Source organism: Pseudonocardia hierapolitana (assembly GCF_007994075.1).
Classification (GTDB): domain Bacteria; phylum Actinomycetota; class Actinomycetes; order Mycobacteriales; family Pseudonocardiaceae; genus Pseudonocardia; species Pseudonocardia hierapolitana.
Genome location: NZ_VIWU01000001.1, coordinates 7,650,683 through 7,662,234, shown reverse-complemented (window position 1 = coordinate 7,662,234; position 11,552 = coordinate 7,650,683). Strand labels below are relative to the sequence as shown.

At 73.3% G+C, this 11,552-nt stretch carries 9 protein-coding genes; 5 read left to right on the top strand and 4 right to left on the bottom strand.

All coding sequences use genetic code 11. The features are described from left to right. Positions 1-102 precede the first annotated feature (102 nt). Positions 103-1,107: a YihY/virulence factor BrkB family protein gene (locus tag FHX44_RS36080; RefSeq protein ID WP_147259862.1), complete on the top strand. Its 1,005-nt coding sequence runs from the start codon at positions 103-105 to the stop codon at positions 1,105-1,107. A gap of 29 nt (positions 1,108-1,136) precedes the next feature. On the opposite strand, the gene FHX44_RS36075 is transcribed toward FHX44_RS36080, so the two are convergent. Together FHX44_RS36075 and FHX44_RS36070 are read right to left on the bottom strand one after the other, a co-directional pair. Then, positions 1,137-1,544: an STAS domain-containing protein gene (locus FHX44_RS36075; protein ID WP_147259861.1), complete on the bottom strand. Its 408-nt coding sequence runs from the start codon at positions 1,542-1,544 to the stop codon at positions 1,137-1,139. A gap of 167 nt (positions 1,545-1,711) precedes the next feature. Beyond that, entirely contained in the window at positions 1,712-2,851 is a 1,140-nt protein-coding gene (locus FHX44_RS36070; protein WP_147259860.1) for an Rv2629 family ribosome hibernation factor, read from the bottom strand. A gap of 52 nt (positions 2,852-2,903) precedes the next feature. On the opposite strand from FHX44_RS36070, the gene FHX44_RS36065 reads away from it, so the two are divergent. From FHX44_RS36065 to FHX44_RS36050, 4 genes are all read left to right on the top strand, one after another. Further along, on the top strand, positions 2,904-3,953 hold the full coding sequence (locus FHX44_RS36065) for an AbrB family transcriptional regulator (protein WP_147259859.1): 1,050 nt from the start codon (positions 2,904-2,906) through the stop codon (positions 3,951-3,953). A gap of 83 nt (positions 3,954-4,036) precedes the next feature. Next, a complete protein-coding gene (locus FHX44_RS36060) occupies positions 4,037-4,210 on the top strand; it encodes a CsbD family protein (RefSeq protein ID WP_147259858.1) in 174 nt (57 codons plus the stop codon). Positions 4,211-4,364: 154 nt separating this feature from the next. Beyond that, entirely contained in the window at positions 4,365-5,366 is a 1,002-nt protein-coding gene (locus FHX44_RS36055) for a Gfo/Idh/MocA family protein (RefSeq protein WP_212612807.1), read from the top strand. Next, positions 5,363-6,454 (top strand): zinc-binding dehydrogenase, encoded by a 1,092-nt coding sequence (locus FHX44_RS36050; protein ID WP_147259857.1) that lies wholly within the window; start codon positions 5,363-5,365, stop codon positions 6,452-6,454. Before FHX44_RS36055 ends, FHX44_RS36050 begins: the two co-directional genes overlap by 4 nt. Positions 6,455-6,482: 28 nt before the next feature. Here FHX44_RS36050 and FHX44_RS36045 read toward each other — a convergent pair whose 3' ends face one another. Together FHX44_RS36045 and FHX44_RS36040 are read right to left on the bottom strand one after the other, a co-directional pair. Beyond that, positions 6,483-7,025 carry a response regulator gene (locus tag FHX44_RS36045; RefSeq protein WP_212612806.1) on the bottom strand — a complete coding sequence of 181 codons (543 nt, stop codon included), beginning with the start codon at positions 7,023-7,025 and terminating at the stop codon, positions 6,483-6,485. After that, positions 7,022-11,527 (bottom strand): HAMP domain-containing protein, encoded by a 4,506-nt coding sequence (locus FHX44_RS36040; RefSeq protein WP_147259856.1) that lies wholly within the window; start codon positions 11,525-11,527, stop codon positions 7,022-7,024. Before FHX44_RS36040 ends, FHX44_RS36045 begins: the two co-directional genes overlap by 4 nt. Positions 11,528-11,552 lie beyond the last annotated feature (25 nt).

Below are 11,552 nucleotides of genomic sequence, written 5' to 3'. Positions count from 1 at the left end.
GTCGGGCGGGATGTCGGGAAAGAGGGCTGCGGGAGGGTTGACCCGGGCCCGGACGGCTATCCGCGGGATTCACGTCCCCGTCGACGCCCCGAGGAGCACGCCGTGTCGCAGCAGGTCACCCGCTCCGGGAGCACCGGCTCCCGGTCCAGCCCTCCGCCGGGCCGCGACGCCGACACGCCCGTCCAGATCCCGCCGCGGGGCTGGTGGCAGGTAGTTCGCCGGGCGTTCGCCGAGAGCAAGGCCGACCACGTCCCGATGCTCGCGGGCGGGGTGGCCTTCTTCGCCTTCCTCGCGGTCTTCCCCGCGCTCATCGCCACGCTCACCATCTACGGACTCGTGGCGGATCCCGCGCAGGTGGCGCGCGAGGTCGAGGGGCTGGCCGGGGCGCTGCCCCGCGAGGCGCAGCCCTTGGTCGCCGAGCAGCTCGGCGCCGTCGTCGCGAGCAGCGACGGCGCGCTGGGCATCGGGCTGGTCGTGTCGCTGGTGGCGGCGATCTGGTCGGCTGCCAGCGGCACGGGCAACCTCGTGCAGGCGATCAACATCGCCTACGACGAGGACGAGACCCGCGGCTTCGTGAGGCTGCGGGCGACCGCCCTGCTGCTCACCCTGGGCGCCATCGTCTTCGTGCTGGTCACGCTGGCACTGGTCGCGGTCGTCCCTGCACTGCTCGACGCAATTCCGCTCGGCCCGCTCGCGACGGTGCTCGCCCAGCTGGTGCGGTGGGTCCTGCTGATCGGTCTGGTGATCGTCGCGCTCGCGGTGGTGTACCGCATCGCGCCCGACCGGGACGCCCCGCGCATCCGCTGGGCCAGCATCGGCGCGCTCGTCGCCGCCGTCCTGTGGATCGCGGGCAGCGTCGCGTTCAGCCTCTACGTCGACAACTTCGGCAAGTACAACCGCACCTACGGGACGCTTGCCGGCGTCGTCGTGCTGCTGCTGTGGCTCTACCTGACCAGCTACATCGTCCTGCTCGGCGCGGAGATCAACGCCGAGGCCGAGCGGCAGACCGCGCGCGACACCACGCGGGGGCCCTCGGTGCCGATGGGCGAGCGCCGCGCCGTGGCCGCGGACGAGGTGGCCGCGGACGAGGTGGCCAACCAGCGGTGACGCCCGCGTGGCCGATCAGGCGTGGTCGCTCAGGCGTCGAGCTCCTGCAGCGCGGCGTCGAGCGTCTCGCGGTGGCGCAGCACGGGGCCGAGCTGGGTGATCTCGAGGACCCGGCGCACGATGGGGGGTCCGTCGGCCGTGCCGAACCGCACGCCGGCGGCCTCCGCGTCGCGGCGCGTGTCCATGAGCACGACCAGACCGGTGGATCCGCAGAACGTGAGCCGGCCGAGGTCGACGACGAGGCAGCGCGGGGTGGCGGCGACGGCGTCGCGAGCGGCGCGGCGCAGCACGTCGGCGCTGGCGCCGTCGACCTCGCCGACGGGTGACAGCACGAGCACCCCGGGCCGTGACTCGGACACCTCGACCCGCAGGATGTCCGGGCACGGCACGACCGGGGCGCGACCGTCGGCGCCGGTGTGCTCTGTTCCGTGGATCATCCCGATCCGCCCTCAGCCGGAGTGCAGGGCGACTCGCCCCGTGTCGTTCACAGTGCACCCGGGGGCAATCGGCCGCAAGTGGGTGACATGCACCCGGACGGGTCGATCTTGGCGGGGCCGGATCTCGGCGGGTCTGCGGGATGGAGCGGTGGCGGGGTGACCGGAGATCAGGCGCCGGTGGGGACCGGGTAGCGCAACAGGGCGCCGACACCGTCGTCGAGGGGGTGCCCGGCGAGCCCGGTGCGTCCACCCCCGATCGGGACGAAGCCCGCTCCGGTGCCGGCCGCCGCGCGCAGGAGGGCGGCATCCACCGGGACCTCGCCGGTCGGATCGGTGCCGGTCGCGCGCAGGTCCTCGGGCGTCTCGGCCACCTGCGCGGGCGCGTCGGAGATCCACACCGTGGCGTCGCGGTGGACGCCTGCGTCGAGCAGCAGCGTGTCGACCGCCTCGGCACGCAGGGCCGCCAGTACGGGTCCGATGCCCTGCACGGCGAGGCCCTCGGGCCGCCCGGCCGCCTTCTCGTACCGCTCGAGCACGGCGAGCCGGGTGTCGGTCGCGACGTCGCGCACGGCCTCGGCCACGGCGGCTGCGAGGTCGTCCGCACCGGTTCCGCCCCGTTCGAGCTCCACCGTGATCGAGGCGCTCCGCTCCGCCAGCGCATCGACGAGGCGCGACCGCGACCGCCCGTCGCCCGCGACGAGCAGCACGCGGGCCCCGGTGTCCGCGACGAGCCGGTCGACCCGCTCGGCGACCTGCGCCGTGTTGCGCCGCCAGCTCTCCTCCACCCGTTCCTGCATCGCGAGGTGCGACCGCCCGCCCCCGCGCACCTTGTGCACGGGACCGTCGCCGCCCTCGACCTCCTCCGCGACGACGGGCTTCTCGTCCGGCCCCGCCACGAGGATCTCCCCGCCGGTCTCGTCGACGCGCACGACCACCGCCGTCACCGGTTCGGGCTGGTCGACGAGGGCGGGCAGCAGGTCGGGCAGCGGGCCCCACTGCGCGGACGGACGCGCGGGCGGCTCGGGCAGCGACCGGTCCAGCACGACCTCGGCGCGGCCACCATCAGCCCGGCGCGCCACCAGCACCCGCCCGGCCCGGCCGACGGCGGGCGGGGCGTCCGCGATCGCCGCGGCGAGCGCGTCCAGGGTCGCGCTGTCCGCGCCCTGCGCCTCCAGCTCGTCGCGGGCCTCGGCCCACCGCAACGCGATGGCGCGCGCCGCGTCGTCGGTGTCGTGCGACGTGTCCAGGTACACGGTGGCGAACGGCCCTGGCGTCCGGGTCAGTTCATGGAGGAATTGCAGATCCACGTCAGGGGGCCTACCCCGGCACCCGGGCGGGCATGCGGCGAGAATCGGGGCAATGAGATCGCGAACTCCGGCGTGGGCGCGCTGGGCGCTGCTGATCGTGCTCACCGCCGGGGGCAGCGCGGCGATGGCGCCGCTCGACGTGCCGTCGCCCGCGCTGTTCGCCGGTCTGCTGGTCGCCACCGCCCTCGCGCTCGGCGGGCTGCCGGTGGCCGTGCCGCGGCCGGTCACCGGCACCGCTCAGGCGGTCATCGGCGTGGTCATCGGCGTGCTCGCCCAGCCCGACACGCTCGCGGGCCTGGCCGGCCAGTGGGTGCCGGTGCTGCTCGTGTCCGTCGCGACCCTCGCGGTCAGCATGGCCGCCGGCCTGCTCCTGGGGCTGCGGCGCGGCATCACGCCGCTCACCGGGATGCTCGCGCTCACCGCGGGCGGCGCGTCCGGGCTGGTGGCGATGAGCCGCGACCTGGGCGGCGACGACCGCACCGTCGCGGTCGTCCAGTACCTGCGGGTCGGAATCGTCACCGCCACGATGCCGGTGGTGGCCGCCGTGGGTTTCGGCGCGGCCGGGGGGTCGGGCCCCGACGCGTCGGGCTCGGCGCCGCTCGTCGTCGACGTCGGGTACCTCGCGTTCTGCGCGGTGGCCGGCACGGTGCTGGCGCGGGTCGCGCGGGTGCCGGCCGGTGCGCTGCTCGGGCCGATGACCGTGGCCATCGCGGTCAACCTCGCCGGGTGGTCCTTCGGCGCCACGCCGCCGGTGCCGCTGGTCGAGGTCGCATACGCGGTGATCGGCTGGCAGGCGGGCGCCCGGTTCACCCGGGAGAGCCTGCGCACGGTGCTCGAAGCGCTGCTCCCGGCCGCCGCGCTCGTCGTGGGTGTCATCGTCGCCTGCGCAGGGCTCGGCCTCCTGCTGTCCACCCTCACCGGAACCACGGCGCTCGACGGCTACCTGGCCACCACCCCCGGCGGCGTCTACGCCGTGCTCGCCACGGCGGTCTCGGCAGGCACCGACGTCACCTTCGTGATGGCGGTGCAGGTGCTGCGCGTGATCGTGATGCTGCTGGTGATGCCCGCCATCGCACGGCTCGCCGGGCGCGCCCTCCCCTGACTTGTCACCCGTTCGACGGAACACATGGGTGTGTTCCGCCGGGCCGGGTAACCCGGCGCCGACCGAGAGATCCGGAGGACCCGATGGACCGCCACGAGAAGATGGACCACAAGCTCGAGGAGCTCGGGGGCAAGGCCAAGGAAGCGGTCGGCCGCGCCACCGACGACGAAGAGCTCGAAGCACAGGGCGAACGGGACCAGACGAAGAGCAACCTCAAGCAAGCGGGCGACAAGGTCAAGGACGCCTTCCGGCACTGACCCGCCCGCCCCGAACGGGCCCCGGCCGACCCCCGACCGGCCGGGGCCCGGCCATGTCCGCACCCGGCCGAGCCATCCGGCTGCGCCTGGCGCTGGTTGGGAGTGGGGTCGAGCGAGCCGTTTCGCCTGCGCCCGTCGCAGGTACTTCGAATGCGTGACGGTGGACGGGTCGGGTAATGGAACAGGGCCGGACCGGGTGGGGCCGTGCCGCATCGGGTTCGTCGGCACGGGAGGCGTCGCCCATCGCCACGCCCGCGTGCTCGGCGGGATGTCCGGGGTGCAGTTGGTCGCCGCCACCGACGTCGCCCCCTCGTCCGCGTCGGTGTTCGGCGAGGCGCACGGCGTCCGCACCGTGCCCGACCTCGACGCCCTGCTCGGCGAGGAACTCGACGCCGTCTACGTCTGCGTGCCCCCGTTCGCGCACGGCGCGCTCGAGGTGGAGATCGCCGCCGCCGGGAAGGCGCTCTTCGTCGAGAAGCCGCTCGCGTGCGACCAACCGACCGCCGAATGGGTGGGACGGCGGATCCGCACCTCGGGCGTGCTGAGCCGCGTCGGGCACCACTGGCGGTGCGCCGAGCCGGTGCAGCGGGCCCGGAAACTGCTCGACGGCCGCCAGATCCGGCTCGTGTCCGGCACGTGGCTCGACTGCACGCCGCCGGTCGCCTGGTGGGCCGACCGCGCCCGATCGGGCGGTCCGCTGGTCGAACAGGCCGTGCACGTGCTGGACCTCGCGCGCTTCCTCGTCGGCGAGGTCACCGAGGTGCACGCCGCGGCGGGCGGGCGGCTGCCCGGCGGCGTCGAGGCCGCCACCGGTGCCCTCCTCTGCTTCGCGAACGGCGCCGTCGGGACGATCGCCACCACGTGTGTGCTCGACGGCAGGCACCGCACGGGGCTGGAGATCGTGGCCGACGGGATCGTCGTCGGGGTCGGCGAGGACTGGCTCGACGTCCGGGACGCCGAAGGCGCCCACCGCGCCGAGTACGACGCCATGACACCGCGCACCGCCGTGGACGCCGCGTTCGTCGCCGCGCTGCGCGGCACGCCCGTCCCGCCCGAGCGCGACGCGCCCGACCACACCGAGGCGCTGCGCAGCCATCGGCTCGCCTGCGCCCTCGCGCGCTCCGCCGAGTCCGGACGAGCGGAGATGGTCAGATGATCGAGTGCGACCGGGCGATCGTGGTGCGGGCGCCGGGTGAGGCCGTCGTGCAGGAGGTGCCCGCCGGGGACGGCCCGGTCCGGCTGGCGACGGTCTGCTCGGGCGTGTCGGCAGGCACCGAGCTCTCGTTCCTCACCGGCACGAACCCGGCGCTGCACGCCCACCACGACCCCGAGCTGGGGCTCTTCCGCACCGACCTCCCCGCCACCGGCTACCCCGTGACGCGCCTGGGGTACATGGAGGTCGGGCGGGTGGTCGACAGCGAGCCGACCGGGCCGCCGCGGGACGCGCTCGTGGCCGCGGCATACGGCCACCGCACCGGCTACCGCCTCGACCCCCTCGCCGAACGGCTCGTCGTGCTGCCGTCCGACCTCGACCCGCTGCTCGGCATCTACGTCGCCCACATGGGCCCGATCTGCGCCAACGGGCTGCTGCACGCGGCGGCCGACCTGTGCGGCACCGACGTGCGTGCCCTCGGCGACGGTGTGCGGGGACGGCGGGTCGTGGTGGTGGGTGGCGGGGTGGTCGGGTTGTTGACCGGGCTGTTCGCGCGCCACCACGGCGCGGCGGAGGTGGTGCTGCTCGACCCGACGCCGCAGCGCCGCGCGGCCGCGGAGGGACTCGGGCTCGAGGCGCTCGACCCGGATCGGGCCGACCCGGCCGTCCTGCTGAAGACCCGCTGGCGGCACGGCCCCGGCGACCGCGGCGCCGACGTCGTCTTCCAGTGCCGTGGCCGCACCGCAGCGCTCGCCACCGCTCTGCGGCTGCTGCGGCCCCAGGGCAGCGTGGTGGACCTCGCCTTCTACACCGACGACGGCTCGGCCCTGCGCCTCGGCGCGGAGTTCCACCACAACGGGCTGGTCATCCACTGCGCGCAGATCGGGCGCGTGCCCCGCGGCACGGCACACGCCTGGGACCGCGAGCGCCTCTCGGCCGAGACGATCGACCTGCTGCGGGCCGAGGGGGCCGTCGTGCGCAAACATGTGATCACCGACGTCGTGCCGTTCGAGGACGGCCCTGCGCTGCTCACCGACCTGGCGGCCCGCCGCCGCCACGTCGTGCAGGCGGTACTCGCGGTCGATCCCTGAGCCGGTCGATCCCTGAGCCGCGGCGCGGTCAGCCCGTACCCAGCCGCGCGCCGCGGACGGCGGCCAGCCGGGAGCGCGCCCTCGCCGCGTCCGCGGGGTCGCCGCTCTCCAGGAGCTCCAGGGCCTCGTCGATCGCGCCCCGCAGCACCACCACCTCCCCGGCGCGGTCGGCGAGCTGGGTGTGGGTGGTCCACAGGTCGACGAACACGGCCACCTTCGAGCGCAGCACCCAGGGGTCGAAGGGCTTGGTGATGTAGTCGACGGCTCCGGCCTGGTAACCGCGGAAGGCGAGGTGCGGGTCGTAGTCGACGGCGGTGAGGAACAGGATCGGGATGTGGCGGGTGCGTTCGCGCTGCTTGACGTGCCCCGCCGTCTCGAATCCGTCCATCCCGGGCATGTGCGCGTCGAGCAGGATCACGGCGTAGTCCTCGACGAGGAGCCGCTTCAGGGCGTCCTCACCGCTCGTGACCGCCACCAGCTCGATCGGCAGCCCCTCGAGGATGGCCTGGAGCGCGAGCAGGTTCTCCCGCCGGTCGTCGACCGCGAGCACCCGCGCGGGCTGGCGGATCACCACCCACCGCCAACCGCTCTGATGCCGGAGGTGCTCGCCCGCCCGCGCCGCGGCACGATCCACGACGCCATGAGCGCGAGCAGCTCGTCGAGGTCCACCGGTTTCGTGACGTAGTCGGTGGCCCCCGCGGCGAGGCTCGACTCCCGGTCGCCCGGCATCGCCTTGGCGGTGAGGAACACGATCGGCAGGTCACGGCCCTGCGGGAGGCGCCGCATCCGCCGCGTGGTCTCGTTGCCGTCCAGGTCGGGCATCATCGCGTCCATCAGCACCGCGTCGACCTCCGGGTGCTCGGTGAGCAGGCGGATCCCCTCCGTGCCGTTGTCGGCGTAGAGCACGGTGAGCCCGTGCAGCTCGAGCGCGCTCGTGAGCGCGAAGACGTTCCGCACGTCGTCGTCGACGATCAGGACGGTGACGCCGGCCAGCTCCGGCGCGGGACGCACGCCTGCGGGCCCGCCCGGCCCGGTGCGCAGGATCGGGTTCGCCGACGCGGCCGGGCGCGGTGGCTCGAGCGCCCGCTCCGGGAGCGCGAGCGCCGGGATCGGCGGGCGCGGCGTCATGCGGGCGGCCGCCGCCGTGACCGGGGGCAGCTCGTCGGGCAGCAGGAGCGTGAACACCGATCCCTCGCCGGGCTGCGAGGTGACCTCGATCTTGCCGCCGAGCATCCGCGCGAGCTCCTTGGAGATCGACAGGCCCAGGCCGGTGCCGCCGTACTTGCGACTGGTGGTGCCGTCGGCCTGCTGGAACGCCTCGAAGATCATCTCCAGCTTGTCCTGCGGGATCCCGATCCCCGTGTCGCCGACGGTGAACGCGATCACCGTGCGGGCCGAGTCCAGCGCGGGCACGCCGTGCAGCGTGCCGGAGGGCACGACGGAGACACCGAGGCTGACGTGGCCGGAGTCGGTGAACTTCACGGCGTTGGCGAGCAGGTTGCGCAACACCTGCTGCAGCCGCTGCTCGTCGGTGATGATGGTCGCCGGCAGGTCGGCGGTTGCCTCGACGCGCATCTCGAGGCCCTTCTCCTCGGCCTGCGGCCGGAACGCCTGCTCCACCGACGAGCACACCTGGCCGAGGTCCACCGGAGCCGGGTCGACGTCGACCCGCCCGGACTCGATCTTGGACAGGTCCAGGATGTCGTCGATCAGCCGCAGCAGGTCAGAGCCCGCGCTGTGGATCGTGCTGGCGAACTCGATCTGCTTCTCGGTGAGGTTGTTGTTCGGGTTGTCGGCGAGCAGCCGGGCGAGCAGCAGCAGCGAGTTGAGCGGGGTGCGCAGCTCATGGCTCATGTTGGCCAGGAACTCCGACTTGTACTGGCTGGCCAGCGCCAGCTGCTGCGCCTTCTCCTCGACGCCCCGCCGCGCCGCGTCGATCTCCATGTTCTTGATCTCGACGTTGCGGTTCTGCTGGGACAGCTGCTCGGCCTTCTCCTCCAGCTCGGCGTTGGCGCGCTGCAGCTCGGCGGACTGGTCCTGCAGCTCCATCGCGAGCACCTGGGACTGCGACAGCAGCTCCTCCGTGCGCCGGTTCGCCCGGATCGTGGTGATGGCGACGCCGATCGAGGCGACGAGCCGCTCCAGGAAGGTGAGGTGCAGCGGCGCGAACGGCGCCACCGACCCCAGCTCGATCACGCCGAGGCACTCGCCCTCGAACTGGACCGGCAGCACGACCACCGCCCGGGGTGAGGCGGCTCCGACCGCCGAGCGGATCGGCAGGTAGCCCTGCGGGACGTCCTCGACCAGCACCACCCGGCGGGTGGCGGCGGCCTGCCCGACGAGCCCCTCCCCCGGCCCGAACGACAGCGGTGGTTCCCCCGCGGTCATCGCAAAGCCGCCGCACATCACGAAGCGGTCCGGGTCGCCACCGGAGATGATCGACGGCTCCGCCGCCAGGAAGAAGGCCCCGACCTGGGAGTTCACCAGTGGCGCGACTTCATTCATGATCATCTGGCAGACCTCGTTGAGGTCGCGCTGCCCCTGCAGGAGCCCACCGATCCGCACCAGGTTCGAGTCGAGCCAGCCCTGCTCGGCGTTCTCCCGCGTGGTCTCCCGGAGCGTGGCGATCATCTGGTTGATCGTGTCCTTGAGGTCGGCGATCTCGCCGCGGGCGGCCACCGTGATCTGCTGCGTCAGGTCGCCGCTCGCCACGGACGTGGAGACCGCCGAGATCGCCCGCAGCTGCGTGGTGAGGGTGGCCGCGAGCTGGTTGACGTTCTCCGTCAGGTCGCGCCACGTGCCGGACACGCCGCGCACCTGGGCGAGGACCCCGAGCTTGCCCTCGGTGCCCACCTCGCGCGCCACGCGGGAGACCTCGTCGGCGAAGCTCGACAGCTGGTCCACCATCGTGTTGACGGTCAGCTTGAGGTCGAGGATCTCGCCGCGGGCGTCGACCGTGATCTTCTGCGACAGGTCGCCCCGCGCGACCGCGGTTGTGACCTGCGCGATGTTGCGCACCTGCGCCGTGAGGTTCCCGGCCAGCTGGTTCACGTTCTCCGTGAGGTCGCGCCACGTGCCCGCGACGCCCTTCACCGTGGCCTGGCCGCCCAGCTTGCCCTCGGTGCCCACCTCACGCGCCACGCGCGTGACCTCGTCGGCGAACGACGAGAGCTGGTCCACCATCGTGTTCACGGTGTCCTTGAGCTCGAGGATCTCGCCCTTGGCGTCCACCGTGATCTTCTGCGACAGGTCGCCCTGCGCCACCGCCGTCGTGACCTGCGCGATGTTGCGCACCTGCGCCGTGAGGTTGCCCGCCAGCTGGTTCACGTTCTCCGTGAGGTCGCGCCACGTGCCCGCGACGCCCTTCACCTCCGCCTGACCGCCCAGCTTGCCCTCGGTGCCCACCTCACGCGCCACGCGCGTGACCTCGTCGGCGAACGACGAGAGCTGGTCCACCATCGTGTTCACGGTCGACTTCAGCTCCAGGATCTCGCCCCGGGCATCGACCGTGATCTTCTGCGACAGGTCGCCCTGCGCCACCGCCGTGGTGACCTGCGCGATGTTGCGCACCTGGTCGGTCAGGTTGGACGCCATGTAGTTGACGTTGTCGGTGAGGTCGCGCCACGTGCCCGCGACGCCCTGCACCTCCGCCTGACCGCCCAGCTTGCCCTCGGTGCCCACCTCACGCGCCACGCGCGTGACCTCGTCGGCGAACGACGAGAGCTGGTCCACCATCGTGTTCACGGTCGACTTCAGCTCCAGGATCTCGCCCCGGGCATCGACCGTGATCTTCTGCGACAGGTCGCCCCGCGCGACCGCGGTGGTGACCTGCGCGATGTTGCGCACCTGCGCCGTGAGGTTCCCGGCCAGCTGGTTCACGTTCTCCGTGAGGTCGCGCCACGTGCCCGAGACGGTCGGGACCGCGGCCTGGCCGCCGAGCTTGCCCTCGGTGCCGACCTCGCGCGCCACGCGGGTGACCTCGTCGGCGAACGACGAGAGCTGGTCCACCATCGTGTTGACGGTCGACTTCAGCTCCAGGATCTCGCCCCGGGCGTCGACCGTGATCTTCTGCGACAGGTCGCCGCTCTTCACGGCGGTGGCCACCTGGGCGATGCCGCGCACCTGGTTGGTGAGGTTGGCCGCCATGAGGTTCACCGCGTCGGTGAGGTTCTTCCAGGTGCCTGCCACGTTGGGCACCAGGGCCTGCCCGCCGAGGCGGCCCTCCGTGCCCACCTCGACCGCGACCCGGGTGACCTCGTCGGCGAACAGGCGCAGCGTGTCGGTCAGCGAGTTGATCGTCTCGGCGAGCTCGGCGACCTCGCCACGGGCGTTCACCGTGATCTTGCGCGACAGGTCGCCCTGCGCGATGGCCGTGGCGGCCGTGGAGATCGAGCGCACCTGGTTGGTCAGGTTGCTCGCCATCGTGTTCACCGAGTCGGTGAGCGCGCGCCACGTGCCGGCGACGCCGCGCACGTCGGCCTGCCCGCCGAGCATGCCCTCGGTGCCCACCTCGCGCGCCACGCGGGTGACCTCGTCGGCGAAGCTCGACAGCTGGTCCACCATCGTGTTCACGGTGCGGCCGATCCGGCGGAACTCGCCCCGCAGCGGCCTGCCCTCGATCTCCAGGGCCATGTGCTGGGACAGGTCGCCCTCCGCGACGGCCTCGATCACGCGGGCGATCTCGGCCGTCGGCGCCGCGAGGTCGTCGATCAGCGCGTTGACCGCCTGCACGCCGTGGGCCCATGCGCCGTCGTAGGCCTCCTCGTTCAGCCGCTCGGACATCCGGCCCTCCCGGCCGACCGTCCGGCTGATCCGCAGGATGTCGCGGTTGCGGCGCTCCAGGAGCGCCACGAGGTCGTTGACCTGGTCGACCAGCTCGCCGGGCGAACCGGCCCGCCGCGGCAGCCGCACGTCGAACCGCCCGCGCCGCACCTGGTGCAGGATCTCGCCGAGCTCCTGCAGCAACACAGTCTCGTTGTCCGTCGACTGCGCTGTCTCCGGTGCCGCCACCTGCGCACCCGCGGCCGGGCCTGCGCCCGTCGGCTCGGTGCTCTGGCGCGGGGTCGTGGTCATTCGGCCGTCCCTCCACTGCTCGGAC